This is a genomic window from Mariniflexile soesokkakense, assembly GCF_039650365.1.
Lineage (GTDB): Bacteria > Bacteroidota > Bacteroidia > Flavobacteriales > Flavobacteriaceae > Mariniflexile > Mariniflexile soesokkakense.
In genome coordinates, this window is sequence record NZ_JAZHYP010000005.1 from 124,572 (window position 1) to 146,426 (window position 21,855).

The 21,855-nt window shown below is 32.8% G+C and carries 17 protein-coding genes; 6 read left to right on the forward strand and 11 right to left on the reverse strand.

The features are described from left to right. The first annotated feature begins 42 nt into the window (after positions 1-42). Positions 43-804 (forward strand): LuxR C-terminal-related transcriptional regulator, encoded by a 762-nt coding sequence (locus tag VP395_RS11640; protein ID WP_346242184.1) that lies wholly within the window; start codon positions 43-45, stop codon positions 802-804. Between the two features lie 287 nt (positions 805-1,091). Here the strand turns inward: VP395_RS11640 and VP395_RS11645 are convergent, their stop codons facing one another. Then, positions 1,092-1,892 (reverse strand): TIGR00266 family protein, encoded by an 801-nt coding sequence (locus tag VP395_RS11645; protein WP_346242185.1) that lies wholly within the window; start codon positions 1,890-1,892, stop codon positions 1,092-1,094. A gap of 101 nt (positions 1,893-1,993) precedes the next feature. Beyond that, complete coding sequence (locus VP395_RS11650) at positions 1,994-2,455, reverse strand: DUF4442 domain-containing protein (RefSeq protein WP_346242186.1); 462 nt, start codon at positions 2,453-2,455, stop codon at positions 1,994-1,996. 146 nt (positions 2,456-2,601) lie between these two features. Between VP395_RS11650 and VP395_RS11655 the strand changes: the two genes are divergently transcribed. The 4 genes from VP395_RS11655 to VP395_RS11670 all read left to right on the forward strand — a co-directional run bounded on the left by VP395_RS11655 (position 2,602) and on the right by VP395_RS11670 (position 6,214). After that, positions 2,602-3,048, forward strand: coding sequence for a DUF4870 domain-containing protein (locus VP395_RS11655; RefSeq protein WP_346242187.1), 447 nt, complete (start codon positions 2,602-2,604; stop codon positions 3,046-3,048). Between the two features lie 177 nt (positions 3,049-3,225). Then, positions 3,226-3,564, forward strand: coding sequence for a PadR family transcriptional regulator (locus VP395_RS11660; protein WP_346242188.1), 339 nt, complete (start codon positions 3,226-3,228; stop codon positions 3,562-3,564). A gap of 1 nt (position 3,565) precedes the next feature. Beyond that, positions 3,566-5,380: a PspC domain-containing protein gene (locus tag VP395_RS11665; protein ID WP_346242189.1), complete on the forward strand. Its 1,815-nt coding sequence runs from the start codon at positions 3,566-3,568 to the stop codon at positions 5,378-5,380. Positions 5,381-5,485: 105 nt separating this feature from the next. Further along, entirely contained in the window at positions 5,486-6,214 is a 729-nt protein-coding gene (locus tag VP395_RS11670) for a head GIN domain-containing protein (RefSeq protein WP_346242190.1), read from the forward strand. 57 nt (positions 6,215-6,271) lie between these two features. On the opposite strand, the gene VP395_RS11675 is transcribed toward VP395_RS11670, so the two are convergent. Next, the gene (locus tag VP395_RS11675; RefSeq protein WP_346242191.1) at positions 6,272-8,440 is read right to left on the reverse strand and encodes a prolyl oligopeptidase family serine peptidase; all 2,169 of its coding nucleotides are present in this window, start codon (positions 8,438-8,440) and stop codon (positions 6,272-6,274) included. Between the two features lie 195 nt (positions 8,441-8,635). Here VP395_RS11675 and VP395_RS11680 point away from each other — a divergent pair, with 195 nt between their 5' ends. Next, positions 8,636-9,472: a GIN domain-containing protein gene (locus tag VP395_RS11680; protein WP_346242192.1), complete on the forward strand. Its 837-nt coding sequence runs from the start codon at positions 8,636-8,638 to the stop codon at positions 9,470-9,472. A gap of 53 nt (positions 9,473-9,525) precedes the next feature. Here VP395_RS11680 and VP395_RS11685 read toward each other — a convergent pair whose 3' ends face one another. The 8 genes from VP395_RS11685 to VP395_RS11720 all read right to left on the reverse strand — a co-directional run bounded on the left by VP395_RS11685 (position 9,526) and on the right by VP395_RS11720 (position 21,854). Beyond that, a complete protein-coding gene (locus tag VP395_RS11685; protein ID WP_346242193.1) occupies positions 9,526-10,176 on the reverse strand; it encodes a hypothetical protein in 651 nt (216 codons plus the stop codon). 55 nt (positions 10,177-10,231) lie between these two features. Beyond that, positions 10,232-11,500, reverse strand: coding sequence for a hypothetical protein (locus tag VP395_RS11690; RefSeq protein WP_346242194.1), 1,269 nt, complete (start codon positions 11,498-11,500; stop codon positions 10,232-10,234). 28 nt (positions 11,501-11,528) lie between these two features. Further along, on the reverse strand, positions 11,529-12,113 hold the full coding sequence (locus VP395_RS11695) for a YceI family protein (RefSeq protein ID WP_346242195.1): 585 nt from the start codon (positions 12,111-12,113) through the stop codon (positions 11,529-11,531). A 234-nt stretch (positions 12,114-12,347) separates the two neighbouring features. Beyond that, on the reverse strand, positions 12,348-14,228 hold the full coding sequence (locus tag VP395_RS11700; RefSeq protein ID WP_346242196.1) for an alpha-amylase family glycosyl hydrolase: 1,881 nt from the start codon (positions 14,226-14,228) through the stop codon (positions 12,348-12,350). Between the two features lie 14 nt (positions 14,229-14,242). Then, entirely contained in the window at positions 14,243-15,370 is a 1,128-nt protein-coding gene (locus VP395_RS11705; RefSeq protein WP_346242197.1) for an alpha/beta hydrolase, read from the reverse strand. A gap of 1 nt (position 15,371) precedes the next feature. Beyond that, on the reverse strand, positions 15,372-17,321 hold the full coding sequence (locus VP395_RS11710; protein ID WP_379884328.1) for a glycoside hydrolase family 13 protein: 1,950 nt from the start codon (positions 17,319-17,321) through the stop codon (positions 15,372-15,374). Between the two features lie 83 nt (positions 17,322-17,404). After that, positions 17,405-19,519, reverse strand: a complete 2,115-nt coding sequence (locus VP395_RS11715) for a glycoside hydrolase family 97 protein (RefSeq protein ID WP_346242198.1) — start codon at positions 19,517-19,519, stop codon at positions 17,405-17,407. Positions 19,520-19,544: 25 nt separating this feature from the next. After that, on the reverse strand, positions 19,545-21,854 hold the full coding sequence (locus VP395_RS11720; RefSeq protein ID WP_346242199.1) for a glycoside hydrolase family 65 protein: 2,310 nt from the start codon (positions 21,852-21,854) through the stop codon (positions 19,545-19,547). Between the last annotated feature and the right edge of the window lies 1 nt (position 21,855).

The following is a 21,855-nucleotide window of genomic DNA, read 5'->3' on the forward strand; positions in this document are numbered from 1 at the left end:
TGTTAAATTCACTTCTATGAATCTTGAATAGCCATATAATGTATGAGTATACAAATCAACAAACTCAAAAATGTTTGGGGGGAAGGAAAGAAAACTGCTATTCAAAGCACCACACTACCAAAATTAGACTTTGAAAAGCTTATTAGTTCTATAACTAGCATTGGTCCTTTTTATTTTTATATCATCGATTTTTATGACATGTCCTTGTCTAATGTCAGCCCATCTATTTATGACATGCACGGTTTTGACCCAAAAACCGTTACTTTTGATGATATTTTAAACAGTATTCACCCTGATGATATGGATTTTGTAGCAAAAGCAGAAAGTGTTAATATTGATTTTTTATACAAAAATATTGGAATAGACAAAGTATTAGATTATAAAGCTAATTTTTCATTCAGAAGTAAAATGAAAAATGGTAACTATGAGCTATTAAACCATCAAGCCATTATACTTACTGTTGATGAACAGGGCAGATTTGGTAAATCATTAAATATTCATACAAATATTGATCACTTAACTAAAACCAATACTAATCAAATATCTTTGATTGGCCTTAACGGATTTCCGTCTTACATGAATATTGAAATGTTACCAACTTTTGGAAGCTATATAAAGTATACAAAACGAGAAATTGAGATAATAAAATGTATTTCTGAAGGTCATTCCAATAAAAATATTTCCGAAATCCTGCATATTAGTGAAAGTACCGTAAAAAAGCATCGTAATAATATTAGTAAGAAATCAGGTTGTAAAAATTCGGTAGAGCTTATTAACAAAAGCATGCTTCAAGGGCTTATATAGTTTATAAAATCAAAATAATACGCATTATTTGTTTTACCTCTTTTTGTCTATCAATTTAACCCCACAGTACTGAAACTCACAATGAATTTAAATTGAATGCTGCATTTTACAACACTTCCCACCAAAAAGACAACTCTACTTCCGGTGAATATTTACAAGAAAAAAGAAATTACTTCTGGAATGGGGAAACAACTGATAAAAATAAATTTGAAATCCTTTAGATTAATTTAATATTACCTATCAAACTATAATATAACGACCCAATACTACTATTAAACAAGTAACTTTTAAAAACGATTATCACCGTCTAAAATGTTACCTAATCCACCTAAAATACTGCCTTCACCTTTATCTTTCCCACCACCTTGTGGTGCTGATGCTAATACACGACCAGCTAATCTACTAAATGGTAATGATTGAATATAAACAGTACCTGGCCCTTGCAGCTTAGCAAAAAACAAGCCTTCTCCACCAAAAATAGTGTTTTTAATACCACCTATAAATTCAATATCGTAATCAATATCTTGGGTAAAACCAACAATGCAACCGGTATCAACACGTAACGTTTCTCCACGTTGTAACACTTTTTTTGCCATGGTACCACCTGCATGTACGAATGCCATACCATCGCCTTCTAATTTTTGCATAATAAACCCTTCACCACCAAAAAGCCCTCTACCTAATTTTTTTGAAAACTCAATACCAACGCTAACACCTTTGGCCGCACATAGAAATGCATCTTTTTGGCAAATGAATTTTCCTCGAAATTCGGTTAAATCAATGGGTATAATTTTACCTGGATATGGTGATGCAAATGATACATTTTTTTTGCCTACAACCGTGTTGTAAAACGCAGTCATAAACAAACTTTCTCCTGTAAGTATGCGCTTTCCAGCACCTAAAATTTTTCCTAAGAAACCAGAATCGTTTTTAGACCCATCACCAAAAATGGTTTCCATTTTAATGCCATCATCCATCATCATAAAACTTCCTGCTTCGGCAATAACACCTTCTTGCGGATCGAGTTCTATTTCTACATATTGCATCTCTTCGCCGTAAATTCTATAGTCAATTTCGTGTGCTGTCATTTTTACTGTTTTTGTTGATTTGCTTATTTGTAGGTTTGTTTAAGAATTTGTTACATTTTTATTTGGGATTTGGGTGCTAGGTTTTGGAACTTTATAACTTTTCAACTATTAGTTTTAGCTTTAATACTCCAATCAAAAACAAAAGTTGAAACTTCTACACCTTCTTCATTTACACCAACAGAAGTCATTTTTACAATTTGCCCCTCGCCTGTTTCGATAGTCTTTTGAAGTGCTACATCAATTAAATTGCCTTCATTACAAGTAAAGGTTATTTTTCCTGTTGCCTTTTTAGTAAATGTTGCCGAATTAGATGTTACTAACATGGACACACGTTTACCAGAATCTTTAATCTTTGTCATCATTAAAGCACCAGTTGAAAACTCTGCAGCCATACCTTGCACCGCCCAAAACATAGATTTAAATGGGTTTTGATTTATCCAGCTGTGTTTTACCGTAACCACACATTTATTAGCATCTATATACCTCGTGCGAACACCACATAAGTAAGCTGATGGCAATTTAAATAAGGTGAAAGTGTTTAGTTTTCTGGGAGTTATATTCATTTAAAATAATTTAATTTTTTACTAAGTTATGAAAATAATCTATAGCTATAAATGTTAATTTTATGTTAAAATATGGTACTATGCGTAACATAATACCTTCTTTAAGACATATATTTGCATAAGAAACTATTATATGTTTTAAAATTATGCTAGATAACCACCAAAAAAACATCGCCACTTTTATCCATTTATCAACCTTTAGCAGGTTTATTTTTCCGTTTGGGAATTTTATTGGACCTATTATTTTATGGGTTACCAATAAAGATAAATCGGAATTTATAGATGCACACGGCAAACAAGCCATTAACTTTCAAGTAAGTATTTTGCTATATGCCATTATTATTGGAGCTATTACGATTCCTTTTTTTATGTTTAAAATATTTAGTGGTTTTGACTTTATAGATTTTAATGGTTTCCATGACTTTCATATTAACATCGGCAAGCCTTCTCCCCTTTTATATATTGGTGGTGGCTTAGGTGTTTTAGCCGTAGTTGGTTTTATTATAGAACTTGTTTTAATAGTTAGCGCAAGCTTGAAAGCACGAGATGGTGAATATTACAAATACCCACTTACAATTAATTTTTTAAAATAAATAGCAAATATGCCCGCGTTAGGGATTGAAGTGGAAATCCTTTTTTGAGGCACGAAAAAAAGATTGCAACGAAAAGCCCGACCCGATAGGGTAACGCCGAAAATGAAAAATTTCATCAATAAATAATCAAATCAATCAAAAAATGAACAGTTTCACATTATTAAAACGCTTTAGAACATGAAGATAGAAAACACAAAAGCACAAATGCGTAAAGGGGTTTTAGAATTCTGCATACTATCAGTCTTAAAGGACGAAGATGCGTATGTTGCAGAAATTTTAGAGACCTTAAAAGACGCAAAACTGCTAGTGGTTGAAGGGACTATTTACCCACTACTTACCAGATTAAAAAATGCAGGACTTCTTAACTATCGTTGGGAAGAGTCCACCTCAGGGCCACCAAGAAAATACTATGGCTTAACTGAAACAGGTAAATTATTTTTAAAAGAATTGAACACCACGTGGAGTGAATTACAAAACGCAGTGAACTTAGTAACCAATACCAAAAAACAACATTAAAATGAATAAAACAGTCAACATAAATTTAGCAGGTACATTCTTCCATATTGATGAAGATGCATATTTAAAACTGCAACGTTATCTTGAGGCTATAAAACGTTCATTTACAGACTCTCAAGGACGAACTGAAATTATTGCAGATATCGAAGCGCGTATTGCCGAACTTTTTAGTGAGCGCGTGCAAAACGACAAACAAGTAATTCGTAATAAGGAAGTAGACGAGGTTATTTCCATCATGGGGCAACCAGAAGATTATTTGGTAGATGATGAGATATTTGAGGATGAGCCTCAAACTGCTCATCATAGAAAATCTTTGGCATCAAAAAAACTATTTAGAGATACCGATAACTCGTATATAGGTGGTGTTGCTTCTGGATTGGGGCATTACCTAGGTATTGATGCCGTTTGGGTACGTCTCCTATGGGTATTACTTACTGTTGGGTCTGGTGGTACCTTTATATTTATTTATATTCTGTTCTGGATTTTAGTTCCAGAAGCAAAAACCACTGCCGAAAAAATAATGATGACGGGAGAACCTGTTAACATTAGCAACATTGAAAAAAAAATAAAAGACGGGTTTGAAACAGTGACTGAAACCGTATCGGATGTTGCAAAAAACGTGAGCGATTCTGTTTCAGGTGCAGCAAAAAATGTACAGGAAGCAGCAAAAAAAGCCGATTTTCAAAAACAAGGAAATAAAATAAAATCTAGTTCAAAATCGTTCTTTGACACCTTGGCAGACATTATTATGTTTTTCTTTAAAATAATAGCAAAGTTTGTTGGAATTATACTCATCATAGTAGGTGCATCGGCTCTAATCGGACTTATAATTGGATTATTTTCTCTAGGTGTTTCAGATATATTGCACATACCTGGGTTAGACCTTGTAGATATTGTGAACGCTGGAAACACACCTATATGGCTGGTAACATTATTTACCTTTTTTGCTCTAGGAATTCCGTTTTTCTTCTTGTTTTATTTAGGTTTAAAAATCCTCATCAACAACCTAAAATCGATAGGTAACATTGCGAAATTCACACTTTTAGGACTGTGGCTTTTCTCTATAATCGGTCTGGTAGTTATTGGTATTAGAGAGGCTAGCGAGCATGCTTTTGATGAAAGCTATATTGAAAGAACCGAATTACAGATTACAGCAAAAGACACTTTAAATGTAAGAATGGTAAATAATGATAATTTTGGATCTAACAATTACCGAAGACATCATGGTTTTAAGCTGATTAATGATGAAAATGGCAATAAAATGATTTACTCATCTGATATTGATATTATAGTTAGGCACACAACAGATTCCGTTGCTAAAATTGTTATTGAAAAAAGTGCCGATGGTAGAGATTATGAAAAAGCTAGGGAACGGGCAAAAAACATAAACTATAACTTTGAGTTTAGAAATAACACACTCTTTTTAGATTCTTATCTAACCACAAATTCCAAAAACAAATTTAGCGATCAAGATGTTGATGTTATAATATACCTTCCAGAAAGCAGCATAGTTAATTTTAATAACAGCACAGAATCTTTTTTATATAATTCAGAATACAATGGAAACCTAGTTACAAGAAAACATATCAACCATTACTTAAAAATTATGGATAATGATATTGAATGTTTAGACTGCACAACTGAGGATTTTAAAATAGATGTTGATACACCAAATGTGAAAATTGACGAAAATGGCATTGAAATTAAAGGAGACAAAAGCAGTTTAAAAATTAACGACAAAGGCATTAATGCTGAATCAGAAGATGTAAAAGTGAAAATTGACGGCGACGGTATTAATATAAAATCCGATAACTAAACAATTCATCATTAAAAAACAACAGTTCAGATATTTAAGTTACTAATCAATAACAACGAATAAGATATTTGAACAACAAAATCATCAACCAAAAAACGAACAGTTATGACAACTTTAGTAAAAATTATTGTAGCAACCTTAATCAGTTTAAGTTTATTTTCTTGCAATTTTGATATAAACATGAACTCTGGCATTAAAGGAAATGGGCATGTAACCATAGAAAATCGCCCAATAAACAAGCCGTTTACAGCTATTAAAGCTTCTGAAGGTTTAAATGTATATTTAACACAAAGTGATACAGAAAGTATAAGCATTGAAGCCGACGAGAATTTACAAGATATTATTATAACCGAGGTCGTAGATAATGTTTTAAAAATTCACACCAAAGAAAATATTGGAAAATGCACCTCTAAAAAAGTTATGGTAAACTTTAGAGACGTTTCTAATATTAAAGCCACAAGTGGTAGTGATGTATTTTCTACAAATACCATTAATGTCAAAAATTTAGAACTTGAAACTACTAGTGGAAGCGCTATGAAATTAGATGTTAACACGTTAACGCTAAACTGCAAATCTACCAGTGGCAGCGATTTGAAACTATCGGGCAAAACAAAGGAACTAACAGCAGAAGCAACCAGTGGTAGCGATATAAAAGCAGCCGATTTAATTGCTGAATCCAGCCAAGTAAAAGCTACCAGTGGTGCAGATATTACGGTTAATACCTCTAAAGAATTAACCGCTAAAGCCAGTAGTGGTGGCGACATTAATTATTTGGGAAACCCAGAAGTTGTAAATAAACGTGATAGTGCTTCGGGTAGTATAAAAAAACAATAACCATTTAAAACCAACCAATTTCAAAAGAGCCGAAACTACTGTCTTCGGCTCTCTTATTTAATCTTTTACAAATTTTGTTAACTGAAAATCTGGATGACCAGACTGCCAATAAAAAAATGAAAACAAACCTGCAAATTCATCTACGGTATCGGTTAGTTTTGTGCCACCTCCATGACCTCCTTCAAAATTTGTTAAAAATAAAATTGGTTTATCCGAAATATTAGCTGCTTGTAATTTAGCAGCAAACTTAGCAGGCTGCCATGCAATAACTCGTGGATCATTTATGCCTGCCGAAATTAACATGGCTGGATATTTTGTTCTTGGTTGTATATGATGATACGAATCCATTTCTAATAATGCTTTAAACTCCTTAGGATCTTTAACAGTACCAAACTCAGGCGTGTTTACTGGTCCATTAGGTGTTTCTTCCATTCTAACAGGATTCATAGAACCTACCATAGGTGCACCTGCCGCAAATAAATCTGGGCGTTCAGTTATAGCTCTGCCAACAAAAATACCCCCAGCACTTCCTCCAAAGATTGATAGTTTATTAGAATTGGTATATCCTTCGTTTATTAAATATTCAGCAGTAGCTATACCATCTTTCCATGTATTAGGTTTGGTTTCCTTTTGTCCTGCTTTATGCCATGCATCTCCTAATTCGCCTCCTCCTCTTACATGAGGAACTACCAAAACCCCATTATATAAAGTATATGCCAAGGTTATCGGGCTAAAAAACGGACTTGTAGAATTTCCATAAGCACCATAACTATAAATTACGGTAGGGTTTTGTCCATTCATTTTTATATTCTTGTTATAAACAATAGACACAGGTACCATAACCCCATCATGCGACTTAACCATTACTTCCTCCACTATTAAGTTGTCTAATTCTGGATACTCAACTGGCGCTGAAAGTTGCTGATATTGAAAAGAATTGCTTTTTGGATTATATAAAAACCGTTTTCCAGGAGAAGTCCATCCTGAAATGGATATCCATATTTCAGATGATTCGCTATTTTTAATTTCCAAATCTACCTGACCAGCTGCAAATGGTAATTGAAGCTTTATTGGAACCGTTTTCTTATTCGGCAAAAAATAAACATTGGCTTCTACCCCATTCTTCATAACAGCATAGTACAGTCCGTCTTTTGTAACTTTAAAGTCAGTAATAAGTTCCGATTTAGACTCTTCAACTATAGTTTCAGCATTTGAAAAAGAAGGGGTTTTCAAAAAAGATTTTTTTATTTTATAATTGGAGGCATTTTTATATGTTAGGTAATAAATACTTTTCTGATCAATTTCAATATTAACAACATTATCACTGCGTTGAGTAAGCTCTTTCCATTTTACACTTGAATCTGATTGAGATTCTTTATAAAACAATTCTAAACTATTATCTACAGACACAAAACTTAAGGCGTCAAAATTTGACTCTTCTGAATAAAAAACAATTGGAATTTCTTTTGCATCAATATTAACTTCTGGATATAACTCTGAAGAAAAAAACAGCGTATCTGCTTCTTGTTCTGCTCCTAATTTATGAATAAAAACTTTGGTGTAAATTTTTCTATCCATATCAGTTACATCCTTAGAATTCAACTTATTATAATAAAATTCATTTCCAGATTTTAGCCATGATATACCCCTAGCCAAATGCAATATTTCTGAAAATTTTTCTCCATTTTCTTTGAAAATTAAGGTTTCAGCATTCTCTGAACCATTTGCTGCAACAGTAACTGCTATTTTATCTCCTTGTATGTTTGGCGTAATTGATTCAATTGCGTAGATTTCTTCTGTACCCTCTTTATAGGATTTAGGGTCAAAAAAAAGTGTTTCTTTCCCTTCATAACCTAGGCGTTTATACATTTTAGCTATCTCTTCACCAGGAATACGTTTTAAATAATAATAAACATTATTCTTAGTAATTACTAAATTTGATATTGAGGATGCTCTCCTGTTTATCAACTCCATCATCCTATCAAACAATGCCTTTTTTCCAGAAATGCTATTTAAAACAGATGATGCATAATTAGCGTTCTCTTTCATCCATGAAATAACTTCTGGATTACTTAAATCTTCCATATATTGGTAAGGATCTTCTAATGTTAAACCATGATATTCATTAGTAGCCATTTTTACAGGAGCTAAATCTGGCTTAATGGATTCTTGAGCATTTACTATAAAGCAAAACACCAATAATATTTTACATAATAATTTTTTCATAATAAATTAAATATTAATGAGTTAATTAAAAAAATATTGCCAAAATTATGGGAGACTACAATGTACAAAAAGGAAAGTAATAATTCTAAACTATTAAATAATATAAACCTATAAAAGTAAAACCCTGTTTAATTTTAATTAAAGTTTAGGTCGGTTTTTGACTATATTTGTTGTTCAACAATATTCTAGAAATCAATGCTTAAACAAGTTATTACTCTACTTTTTACACTGTCATTATGCTTATCTGGTTTAGCGCAAAAAACTGAAAAAGTAAAAGGGAATAAAAGTGTGACCATTGTACAAACCGAAATCAATCCATTTCATACCATCATAGTTGATGAAGATTTTGATATTGAAATAATTTACAACAATGTGCCTTCTGTAACTATTGAAACCGATGAAAACCTACATGAATTTATAAAATTTGACGTCATCAACGGTGTTTTAACCTTTGATAAAACTACTCGAATAACATCAAAAAAACGCTTGAATATTACCGTCAATTACGATGATAGTTTGAACAATATTAAAATCACGGATTCTGGCGAAATACTATCTTTAACCACTATGAATTTAGCAAATGCTATACTTATAACCGAAGGATCATCAAGAGCAGGATTAACTTTAAAAACGACTGATTTTGAGTTTCAAAGTAATGGCAAAGCAAAAACAAAACTTAATTTAACCTGCGAAAACGCCAAACTTTCATTAACCGATAACAGCAAATTAGATGCGCTAATTTATTCACCAAAAACTAATATCGATTTATACCAACGTGCAAACGCAACAATTGAAGGAGAAACCAATGAATTTGAATTAAGAACTGATAATTCATCATTATTTAGTGGTAAAAATTTTACCGCTAACACTTGCTCAACTTTAAACGAAATGTCTAGCGATGTTTATTTGGAAGTTATTGACACGGTAACTATTGATGCGTCTGGCAGTAGTGGTGTTTACCTGTATGGTAACCCAAAAATTATAGTGAATAAACTTAGTGACACCTCTAAACTTCAAAAAAAGGAAAAATAAAAAAGAATGATGTTTTTTACCATTCTTTTAAAAATTTGAATATTTATACTAAGCTACTTTTCTTTAACAGTTAGTTGGAAAAAAATTTCAATTTTATCATCTACAGAAATAAGTCCGAAAAGTTTTTTTGGTGCTTCTAAATCATAATCGGCTAAACTTATTGCTAAATCTCCCGTGACAAGTATGCCATTATTCTTTTTAACTTTCACAGGAATTTTGTAGCCTTTGGTTATCCCTGCAATTTGTATATCTACCAAAGCTTTTACTTCCAATTTATTTTCAAGTTGACTAATTTCTTTTAAGGACAATATTATTTGAGGGTGTTTTTCTGATTTCAAAATTTTTTGAAAATCACTATTTATTCCTTTTCCCCCACAATCAAAACAGTTATTATCTAAAACTAAAGCTGTTTTGTTAAAAACAATTTCCCCTTCCTCAACCTTGTAAAATACCTGAATTGGATTTTTAAATTTATTAATATTAAACGCACAAGAAAAGGTATTTACATTGGTTGTACCTCTAACTACCAAAGAACTCTCTGTAGTAATAATAACCGATGTATTTTTAATTATTGAATCTCTAGTTGTAAAGGCCAAAGCTGTTACTATAGAAACCAAAAACATGAACCTTCTGATAATCATAATATTAAAACTAATATTTTTGAATTTTATTATATAAAAACAAGTCTCAAAAGTAAGTGCCAATTTAAAATATTTTGATTGTATACTTTTGAGACTTGTTAAATTTTAATTCTTTAATTTAGAAACTTATAGCTGCTTCTAGCATAAGTCCATTAAATTTGCCATCCTCTAAAAGATCTCCAGTTGGATATCCTTTATATTTTTGTGCAACATATTCAGCTTTCATCAAGATGTTTTTGGTCATAAACCAACCAGCACCTAACTGGAACCTGTTTACATCTACATCATCACCACTTACCAACTCAGCACTTACAGTATTGTAACGAGTACCCAAGTAGAAGTTTTCTGTGTTACCAAATCTATAAATAAGTTCCCCAGCATATTGAGTCGCTTTTCTCTTATCAGATTCAGCCAAAGTTCTTCCTGAAGTTAACTCAACAGTTCCAAAAACTTCTAAGCCACCATATTTTAAGAAAGGATTAATCATTACGGCAGTAATCTTGTTTTTAAAACCTGGATCGAAACGTCCTGATCTAAAATTATCGCTAGTAGCAGTTGCAGATTGCATAATATTATAATATCTAGAACCAGCCCTATCCGCAGTATATAAATATACCGATTGTGCATATCCTGTGTTATAAAGAGACCCTGTTAATCTGAATCTAAAATCGTCGGTAATTTGTTTATCGTAACCTAATTTAGCTAAGAAAGCAGCTCCTCCAGTTGTACCATTAGATACTTTAACGTTTTGATTTAATTTACCATTAGACAGACCAACCATACCTAAAAACCCACTATCACATTGGTAGTACAGTTCAGCTCCAACCTCAGTTGTAAACGAATCCATGATTAAGTTTCCAACAAATAGGTTAAAAATTGTTTGGGCATTATCACTTCTTCTAAAATGCGCATCACCATAGTTGTTTTCCATGTGACCAATTTTAATAGTTGCATGTTTCATGAAGTCTTCTAAAAACCCTTCACTAATAAAATTCAATTTATCAATTTGGAAATACCCACCTTTAACATAAGGTTCTGGGTGATGTCTAGAAGACAAATAAGTTCTTAAATGCATTCTCACACCATCATAAAGAGCCACATCTAAATCTAAATTAGCGGTAGCTAGGTTAAAGTTACTTCCAACTTCCCCTAAAGGAATTACCCCTGAATTTTCATTATCTAAAGCTTGAAATTGAAGTGTAGAGGCTCCACCAACCCTAACCTTAACGCCTTCAAAGGTTGACACAGAATCTTTACGTACTTCAAAAACACCTACCCCGTCTTGGTCTTGTGGTTTAAAATTATCTAAGTTTCTGTTTTGACCATAAAAACTGAAGCTAATTAGTATAAGTACTAATACTATTGATTTTTTTAATATTGCTTTCATAATTTTTAATTTTTATTGTTTGTTTGGTTTATTTAAATATGGTTGAAAATTTAATTGTAATATCATCGCCTGTTGTTATAGTTCCTAATAATGCCTTAGGTGGATCGACCTTAAAATCGGTCATCTTAATTTTCTTTTCCCCAGCAAGCGTTATTTTGTTTCCTACAATATTTAGGGTAAACTCTAAAGGAATACGTTTCTTAACGCCTGAAATGGTTAAGTCTCCCTCTGTTTTTGCTGTAAACTTGCCGTTTCCTCTACTTAAAGTTTCCTTAACCTCTGTCAATTGAAAAGAAATTGTTTTATAAGAACTTGATTTTAAAGCTTTATAAGTGTTTTTATCCATAGAAGATTTGCCACTTTTTAAGCTTTCAACAACTATTTCAATAGTGCATTTATCGATATCACCTGTTTCAGGATTTTTTAAAATTATTATTCCACTTTGTTGTTCGGCAGTTATGTGCCAATCGTGCAAACTTGAAGTTCCTAAAACGGTTAATGAAGATTCTTTGTTTATTAAATTGAATTGTTGTGCTTGAATTAAGTTACATGTTAAAATAAAAAGAGCCATCAAGCTTAAAACTCTTTTAAATTCATTTTTATTTGGTTTCATAAATCCTGTTGTTTTTAATTATGGTACAAAGTTCATCGGAAACCAAGTATTAAAATATGATTTTTGTCATATAGAAATTTATTAGTTACAGAATAGCCCGTTTTTTAATAAAAAAGAGGTCTTCATACATATGAAGACCTCTTTTTTAGAATTGAACAAAAAGTAAAAAAAACTACATAAACAACAATCTGTTAATACTTTAAATTAATTTTATTTGAAGTGAAATTTTTATAATTACTTAATTTTAAAAATAAAAGATTCTAATGGTTTAATATCTATATGAACATATGCTTTACCATTTTCAACTTTTAAAGTTGAACCGTACTTGCTGTAGAGTTGATCTTCAACTTTATATTTACCATTTTCAAGATTCAATTTTTTAATCAAATCTTCTGGTAATTGTAAATCAAATCCATACGTATCATCTGCACTAAAATTCGAAACAATAATCAACTTTTCTTCAGTACTCCAACGTACAAAAGACAATACTTTATCATTATAATTTTCTGTATTCTTTCTATTGAAAAGATGGATGTCCTGATAGTTGCCTGCTAATGCTGAACTATTAATTGTGAAATTTAATAGGCGCTTGTAAAAATCCCGTAATGATTTTTCTACTTCGGTTGATTGCCCACCGTCAAATTGTTTGTTATTAACCCAACGCTGTAAATGAGGCACTCCAATATAATCAAAAATAGAGGTTCTTGAGGGTTTTCCGAAGCCAGCTTCTTCAGCTCCTGGTTCGCCTAATTCCTGTCCAAAATAAATCATGGTTGGAGAGGTACTTATTGTTGCCGAAACCATCATAGCTGGTTTTCCTTTTTCGGCACTTCCTGCAAATTCCGGACTTGCAATACGTTGCTCGTCATGATTCTCTAAAAAGTGAAGCATGTTATGCTCAATATCTTTTAAATTATCCTGTATAGGTGGAATATTGTCGGTTTTACCATAACCTTGCATAATATGTTTTATAGTATCATACAACTGTACTTTATCGTACAAGTAATCCATTTTTCCTTTTTTAATGTAATCTCTATACAAATTAGGGTTGTACACTTCTGCCATTAAAAAAGCATCTGGGTTTTTCATTTTAATAGATGAATTCATATAGCTCCAAAACTCCACAGGCACCATTTCAGCCATATCATAACGGAAACCATCTACACCAAAATCAATCCAATACAAGGCTATATCTCTAAATTTTTTCCAAGAATCTGGAACCGTTTTATCTTGCCAAAATTCATAATGCTTTTTATAATCTTCATTTTCAAAACCCGTTGGTAATTCTTCAAAATCTTTTTTGCCATCTGGTGAAATACCATAATTTATCTTTACCGTTTCGTACCAATCGTTAACATTTGGCTGTGACAAGCGTGAGCCGTTTCCTGTCCATTTTGCAGGATTTTCATTAAAATAATTATCTTCCAACGGGCTCTTTCCAACTCCTAATGGTGTATATCCATCATCCCAAACAGGCACTTTAAAAGGTTCTTTTGGGTTGTAATAAAAATTATTGTTTACACTATAAACCATATTTTTATCATCGCTAGCTCCAAAATTTTCAATACCATCTGGATTTGTTAATCCATGGTAATTTCTTGCAACGTGATTGGGTACTATGTCTATAATTATCTTAAGTCCAGCATAGTGCGTTCTTTTAATAAGCGCCTTAAATTCTTCTAATCTATTTTCAACATTAACTGCCAAATCGGGGTTTACATTGTAATAATCCTTTACGGCATAAGGTGAACCGGCTCGACCTTTTACTATATCAGGGTCATCGTTAGAAATCCCATATTGAGTATAATCCCGAATTACATCATGATGTGGTACACCGGTGTACCAAATATGAGTTACACCTAAATCTTTAATCTCATTTAATGCCTTGTCCGTAAAATCGTTAAACTTCCCAACGCCATTTTCTTCAATAGTACCCCAAGGTTTATTGTTTGTAGTTGTGTTACCAAAAAGCCTCGTGAACACTTGATAAACCACTTGTTTTTTATATGTTTTATTTTCTATGAGAAATTGCTCTGGTTCTGTTTTCTCAGTTTTATTACAGCTATATAAAACTATAATCATCATTAATAAAATGTAAGTAAGCTGCTTTTTCATTTTTTAATAAATTTTTAATTAAACAACCAAAGAATAGCGTTTTCAAATTCTGATTTCCAAAACGATTCGCTATGGGTTCCGTTAGGAACTATTTTGGTGCATATATTGTTTTTGGGAAACTTATTCATTTTCATAATGTTTCCCATTTTTTCAACATTTTCAACCATTTCTTCACCTTCTTTACCACCAACCAAATAATACATTTTTACATGTTTTAAATTGGCATGTTTTTCAGTATATAAAAAACTCTCATCTGAATACCAAAACGAAGGTGAAAAAACACCAACCTTACTAAAAACCTTAGGATATTTTAAACCAGCGTAGTGCGAAATAAGTCCGCCCATAGAGCTACCCATAATAGCCGTGTTTTTTACCGATTTCTTTGTTCTAAATATTTTATCAATTTTTGGCTTAAGGGTATTAACAATAAATTCTAAATATGCATCACCTTCGGCTTCTCCATATTTAGGGTTATGCCATGGCGAATATTCACTAATCCGTTTTTCATTTCCATGATTGGTGGCAACCACTATAAGGTTCAATCCTTTTTCTTCACTTAGTTTATTTAGGGTTTCATCTACTTCCCACTCACCTGCATAGGATGTCGCCAAATCGAATACATTTTGGCCATCATGCATATATAAAACCGGATACTTTTTGTTTGAGGTTTCATAATTAGGCGGCAAATACACACTAATCTTTCGTTTTCTATTTAACTGTGGTATTTTAAAATGTTCTGCTAAAACATGTACATTTTTTGATGCTGTTGAACGATTAATTTTAGAAGTTCCATTAGTCCAATTGGCAATTTTTAGATGAATGGTATCAAGCGAATTGCTAAAGGTATGCACTCGATTCTCAATAGGATTACTATTCAAATCGCACTCTGAAAAATCCCATGAACCTAAAGTAAATTTAAAATTTATGGTTTCTCTAAGTTTAGAAATTGTAATGTGATAGTAGTTATTGCTTTTTGTTAACTTGTAGTCTTCTTTCCCCCCAGACCAACCTTCAAAATCGCCTGAAATATAAACGTCCTTTTTAAAATCATGATTTTTGGGTAAAGTATCTATAATACATGTTACTTGGCAAAATGACATTTGGCAACACGAAATACCTATTATAAACAAAAAGGTTTTCATTCTAGTTTGCTTTGGTTGTGAATATGCTAATGCCTTTAGAGTTTAACATCATCTCATTTCCCCAAACAAACGTTTCATTGGTTACAATATTTTTTAAGGTCTTTCCTTTTAATCCAATTTCATCATAACGTTTCAAATCGATTGTTATCGGACTATCGTTTTTGTTTATTATCACAGCAACTGTTTCTCCATCAATAATTCTAAACAACAAATAAGTGCCCATAAATGGTGCAAAATGAATGGTTTTCCCCTCATGAATGGCTTTACTTTCTTTGCGATAATTCAATAGTTTTTTAACAAAACCCTGCATATCTTTTTGTGTATCGTTTAAGCCTTCACCTGTAAATGCATTTACGGCATCTCCTTCCCAACCTCCTGGAAAATCGGTACGAATTAGACCGTGATCGCCTGGATTTGCCGAATCGTTCATTAAAATTTCGGTACCGTAATATATTTGTGGAATTCTAGGTAATGTTAAAATATAACCCAGTGCCACTTTGGTATTAACTACATCTTCTTTTAATTGGGTAAAAATGCGACTCATATCGTGGTTGTCTGGAAAAACCATAATATCTTTTGGTGTTGCGTAGTGAAAATCGTTTGCCAAACCTTCATACATTTTAACCAAACCTGTGTCCCAACTTTCCCATTCATTCAAGCCATTCACTATTTGACGCTGCATAGCAAAATCCATGGGCGATTTTAAATTAGATTTATATCCATCTCTATTATTAGCGCCTTTTTGCCAATACCCAATAATTAACGGATTATAGCTCCATTCTTCACCTACTATACTAAAATTAGGATACTGTTCCATAATAGCTCCTGCCCATTGCCCCATAAATTCTTTATCGGAATATGGATACGTATCTTGACGAATACCACCTAAACTGGCAGTTTCAATCCACCAAATACTATTTTGTATAATATACTTTGCCATAAACGGATTGCGCTGATTTAAATCTGGCATTCCAGACACAAACCAACCATCACTCATTTCTTCTCTATCTTTTTTAGACGAATAAATATCTTGGTTACTAGTGCGCCTGTGATTGGATGTAATGGTCGCTCTCTTATCCCATGAATCTTTATTATCTTCATAATTTTCCTGATAGTTTACCCAATCTTTAAAGGGCAAATCCTTCATCCACCAATGCTCTAACCCACAATGATTTGCAACTTGATCAATGATTAATTTCATGCCCTTTTCTTTGGCTTTACTGGCTAATTCAAGATATTCTTCCAAAGTACCAAAACGTGGGTCTATTTCATAAAAATCGGTCATGGCATAACCATGGTATGAGCCACTTGGCATATTGTTAGTTAATAATGGGCAGGACCAAATAGCAGTAAAACCCATACTTTCAATATAATCTAAATGATTTATGATACCTTGAATATCGCCGCCATGCCTTGCATAATCGTTAGTCCTATCAATGGTTTTTTCAAGTAAATTTTCATGAATATCATTTGATGGCTTTCCATTAGAAAATCGATCGGGAGTAATAAGATAAATAACATCCGAACTATTAAACCCTACATAATCTTCGGCAGGTATTTTTCTTGATTTTAGTTCGTAGGTCTGTGTCTTTTTATTGCCATTTTTAAACTTAAATACAATATTGAATTTTCCTGCTTTAGCAGTTTTATCTATATTTAAATCTATAAACAAGTAGTTTTCACTATCTGCCTTATGCACTTTTTTAATAGACACACCTGCATAATCGATTTCTGGTATAGCTGTAGTTATGTTTGGGTGCTTTACCAATAATTGTAATTCGGAATTTTTAAAACCCACCCACCAGTTTGATGGTTCTATACGTTCAATATCATTGTGTTCCACTATCAAACTGTTTTTATTAGCAACAATTGATTTTTCGATTTTTGTGTGATTTAATGGCATGTTTAAAACCATTAACCATACAATAAATATACTACTTACCTTTATCATTTTTTATTCATTTTAAATGAAACTTCAAAAATACATGTGGCTTTTAACAAAACCTCTAAAAGGAATGCTTAAAAAAACACATCCTACTTTATTTCTGTAATACTAATAGCAAATCCGCCACCTGGAACAGATACTTGCGATAATTTAGATTTACTAGTAACCTTTTTTGTTTTAATTGTATAAGCTTGCGGATTGGTTTTATAGTGGGCTTCTTTGGCATCGGCATAAATAGTTGCTATATATTTTTTGCCTTTTTCTAAGAAATCAAATTTAATATTAGATGTTCTGGTTTCATTACCATTAACGTTTCCAACAAACCAATTGTTAGCACCTTTTTCTTTTCTAGCAACCGTAATGTAATTTCCTGGTTCAGCTTCCAAATAAACGCTTTCATCCCAATCGATGGCCACATCTTTTATAAACTGAAAGGCATCCATAAATTGCTCGTAATGTTCTGGTAAATCGGCCGCCATTTGTAACGGGCTGTACATGGTAACATATAATGCCAACTGGTTTGCGATGGTACTGTTAACATGAGAATTATTATTTGGATTGAGTTTACTAATGTCCATTTCAAAAATTCCGGGGGTATAATCCATAGGGCCACCAATTAATCGTGTAAATGGCAAGATGGTAACATGATTAGGTTTAGAACCTCCGAAGGCTTGAAATTCAGTTCCACGAGCAGATTCGTTTCCTATTAAATTAGGATAGGTTCTGCAAATCCCAGTTGGACGTATGGCTTCGTGTGCATTGACCATAATTTTATAATCGGCCGCTTTTTCAATGGCGTATTGATAATGATTAACAATCCATTGACTATAATGGTGTTCGCCTCTAGGTATAATATTGCCAACATAGCCACTTTTAACGGCATCGTATCCGTTATCTTTCATAAACTGATAGGCCATATCCATGTGACGCTCATAATTCCTAACCGAACCCGACGTTTCGTGGTGCATAATCATTTTAACACCTTTAGATTTTGCATATGTATGAATCGCTTCTACATCAAAATCAGGATAAGGTGTTACAAAATCAAAAACATAGTCTTTAGATTTTCCAAACCAATCTTCCCAACCTTCGTTCCAACCTTCAACCAAAACCCCATCAAAGCCATGTTGTGCAGCAAAATCAATATAATGTTTCACTTTGGTATTGTTTGCTGCATGTGTACTATTGGGCTTTACTTTGGCATAATCGGTAACCCCAAGTTGCACAGCGGGCAATTCATCAGTATAAGCCCATGAGCTTTTCCCTGTAATCATTTCCCACCAAACGCCAATATATTTTACAGGCTTAATCCATGAAGTGTCATCTATAGCACAAGGATCATTTAAATTTAATGTCATTTTTGAAGCTAAAATATCTCTGGCATCATCACTTACCATAATAGTTCTCCAAGGTGAATTTGAAGGAGCCTGTATATAGCCTTTATCACCAACGGCATCCGGTGTTAACCAAGATTCAAAAACCATGTTTTTATCATCTAAATTGAGATGCATACACGAGTAATTTATTAATGCTGCCTCATGAAGGTTTATATACAATCCTTCACTGGTTTTCATCATTAATGCGGTTTGTACTCCTGTTTTAGAAAATTGCTCTTGAGAAGCGTTATCCGTTACAGCTGTATCGAATTTTTCTCGTATTTCAGATAATTTAGATGTGGTATAATCATATTCTTGTGAGTCATAATCTCCCGGAATCCAAAAGGCTGTATGGTCTCCTGCCATAGCAAACTGTGTTTTTTCTTCCTTTATCACGAAATATACTAAGTTTTTTTGTGCCGGAAATTCATAACGGAATCCTAATCCTTCATTATACAATCGAAAACGAACAACCAAAATCCTACCAGTTTCTTTCTGGGTTAAAGTAACCGCTAATTCATTATAATGATTTCGAATAGATTTCAACTCGCCCCAAACAGGTTGCCAAGTTTCATCAAAGGTTGTGGTTTCTGTATTTGAAATTATAAAATCATTCAACAACGATTTTTTATCATCTTTCAATTCTAAACCCAAACTACTTGTTTTAATAACTTCTTTATTTTTATAAGATAGTTTATAGTTTGGGGCACCGTCACCATCAAGTAAAAACTGCATGGTTAATGCGCCATTAGGTGATTTTAATTCTTGTGCATTAAGTTGATTGGGTACCGAAAACAAAACGGTTAGGATAATTATGAATAATTTCATCTTTTAATTTTTTTAATTATATAGTTTAACTCAAAGTTTGCAATTGTTTCTTTTGAAGCACTAAAGACTTATTGTTCACTAAAATCTCTAGTAAATCACCACTTATTAATTCAAAATTTGATTGATTTTGATTAACACTTACCTTCAAAATATGGTTTCTAAAATTCACTTTAAAGGAATACCCTTGCCATTGATTTGGTATTTTTGGCGTAAATGATAACGTGTTATTTTTAACGCGCATACCGCCAAAACCTTCAACAATACTCATCCAAGTACCAGCCATAGATGTGGTATGCAAACCTTCGTGAACCTCGTGGTTATAATCGTCTAAATCCAACCGTGATGTCCTTAAATAAAAAGTATAAGCTTGTTCCATTCTATCTAACTTAGCAGCTTGTATACTATGTACACAAGGGGATAACGAACTTTCGTGTACCGTAAATGGTTCGTAAAAATCGAAATGACGTTCTAATTCTTCAGTAGAAAAATGCTCTTCAAAAAAGTAAAACCCTTGTAACGTATCGGCTTGTTTAATGTAAGGCGATCGTAAAATGCGATCCCAACTCCATTTTTGGTTGATGGGGCGTTGCGACTTGTCTAAATCGGCCACCGTAATTAATTCTTTATCCAAAAAGCCGTCTTGTTGTAAATATACTTGGTATTTTTCTGAATATGGAAAATACATAGTATCCGCAACGGATTTCCAATCTTTTAATTCACTTTCAGATAAACGTACCTTATTCATTATTCGGGTATAATCTGAAGGGTATTCTGTTTTAATCTTATTAATGTTTTCTAAAGCATAATTAATACACCACTGTGCTAAATAATTGGTGTAAAAATTATTATTGATGTTGTTCTCGTATTCATTAGGGCCCGTAACACCTAAAACAACATACATGTTTTTATCTATTGAAAATGTAGCACGCTGCTGCCAAAAACGAGCAATTGCAATTAAAACCTCTAAACCTTTTTCTGTAATATAACTGTAATCGCCCGTATAACGGTGGTAATTATAAATAGCAAAAGCGATGGCGCCATTTCTATGTATTTCTTCAAAAGTAATTTCCCATTCATTATGGCATTCTTCTCCATTCATGGTTACCATTGGGTATAAAGCTGCTCCATTTTTAAAGCCTAATTTTTTGGCGTTTTCAATGGCTCTTTCCAAATGGTGATAACGGTATTCTAATAAGGTTTTTGCTACCTGCTGGTTTTTTGTTGCCATGTAAAAAGGGATGCAATAGGCTTCGGTATCCCAATAGGTACTGCCTCCATATTTTTCACCCGTAAAACCCTTAGGCCCAATATTTAAACGTGAATCTTTACCTAAATAGGTTTGATTTAATTGGAAAATATTAAAACGGATGCCTTGTTGTGCCTTTACATCACCTTGTATGGTAATATCTGCCATGTCCCAAATGTTTGCCCAAGCCTGTTTTTGGGTTTCCAATAGAGTATTAAAACCTAAACTCACAGCCGTCTTTAATACACTTTTTGCTGCTGAAACTAATTCTGCTTTTTTGTGATTTCTGTCTACTGTATAACCTCCAAACTTATGAATGGTAAATGTTTCATTAGCTTTTATTTCGCACTTGTAACTAAAAGAAATAGATGTATCGGTGGTTTTAACACTTGGTTGTAAAGTAACCTCTTTTTCGTTTAAAAATAATTGAGTTTCCATATATGTACAAGTATGGAAATCTGTTTTCATGGTTTTAGCCTGAATAAATGCTTGTCGATCTTCCTGGTGCACCTGCATTGTATCCCAAAACTTATCGTCCCAATTTGTATCTTTATTGGTAATACCACTACTCAAATAAGGCTGAAAAATAATTTCGACGTCTCCTTTTGCAGGTTTCACACTGTATTGAATAGCTCCAAGTTCGTCTAAATCTAAACTTAAAAAACGTTTTGATTCAACTTGAACTACCGTATTATTTTGAAGTGTTGCTATAAAATTTCTAGACAACCAACCTTCCTTCATGTTAAGTTCTCGCCTAAAACCCTCTACTTTTTTACACGCATATAAATCGAGTTGTTCGCCATTTATAATAACATCTATCCCAATCCAACTTGGTGCATTAAGTACCTTGGCAAAATATTCTGGGTAGCCATTTTTCCACCACCCCACTCGGGTTTTGTCTGGATAATACACCCCTGCTATGTAACTGCCTTGAAAGGTTTTTCCAGAATAGTGCTCTTCAAAATTAGCACGTTGCCCCATAGCACCATTACCTATACTAAAGAGGCTCTCTGAAGACTCAACGCGAGATGCATCAAATCCTTCTTCTATGATTGACCAATTATTTGGTATGATATAATCTTGATTCATT

Coding starts and splice junctions, on each gene's coding strand:
- VP395_RS11665 (WP_346242189.1), top strand. CDS start 3,566: ATGAATAAAACAGTCAACATAAATTTAGCAGGTACATTCTTCCATATT.
- VP395_RS11640 (WP_346242184.1), top strand. CDS start 43: ATGAGTATACAAATCAACAAACTCAAAAATGTTTGGGGGGAAGGAAAG.
- VP395_RS11680 (WP_346242192.1), top strand. CDS start 8,636: ATGCTTAAACAAGTTATTACTCTACTTTTTACACTGTCATTATGCTTA.
- VP395_RS11655 (WP_346242187.1), top strand. CDS start 2,602: ATGCTAGATAACCACCAAAAAAACATCGCCACTTTTATCCATTTATCA.
- VP395_RS11710 (WP_379884328.1), bottom strand. CDS start 17,321: ATGATAAAGGTAAGTAGTATATTTATTGTATGGTTAATGGTTTTAAAC.
- VP395_RS11645 (WP_346242185.1), bottom strand. CDS start 1,892: ATGACAGCACACGAAATTGACTATAGAATTTACGGCGAAGAGATGCAA.
- VP395_RS11720 (WP_346242199.1), bottom strand. CDS start 21,854: ATGAATCAAGATTATATCATACCAAATAATTGGTCAATCATAGAAGAA.
- VP395_RS11650 (WP_346242186.1), bottom strand. CDS start 2,455: ATGAATATAACTCCCAGAAAACTAAACACTTTCACCTTATTTAAATTG.
- VP395_RS11660 (WP_346242188.1), top strand. CDS start 3,226: ATGAAGATAGAAAACACAAAAGCACAAATGCGTAAAGGGGTTTTAGAA.
- VP395_RS11675 (WP_346242191.1), bottom strand. CDS start 8,440: ATGAAAAAATTATTATGTAAAATATTATTGGTGTTTTGCTTTATAGTA.
- VP395_RS11700 (WP_346242196.1), bottom strand. CDS start 14,228: ATGAAAAAGCAGCTTACTTACATTTTATTAATGATGATTATAGTTTTA.
- VP395_RS11705 (WP_346242197.1), bottom strand. CDS start 15,370: ATGAAAACCTTTTTGTTTATAATAGGTATTTCGTGTTGCCAAATGTCA.
- VP395_RS11670 (WP_346242190.1), top strand. CDS start 5,486: ATGACAACTTTAGTAAAAATTATTGTAGCAACCTTAATCAGTTTAAGT.
- VP395_RS11695 (WP_346242195.1), bottom strand. CDS start 12,113: ATGAAACCAAATAAAAATGAATTTAAAAGAGTTTTAAGCTTGATGGCT.
- VP395_RS11715 (WP_346242198.1), bottom strand. CDS start 19,519: ATGAAATTATTCATAATTATCCTAACCGTTTTGTTTTCGGTACCCAAT.
- VP395_RS11690 (WP_346242194.1), bottom strand. CDS start 11,500: ATGAAAGCAATATTAAAAAAATCAATAGTATTAGTACTTATACTAATT.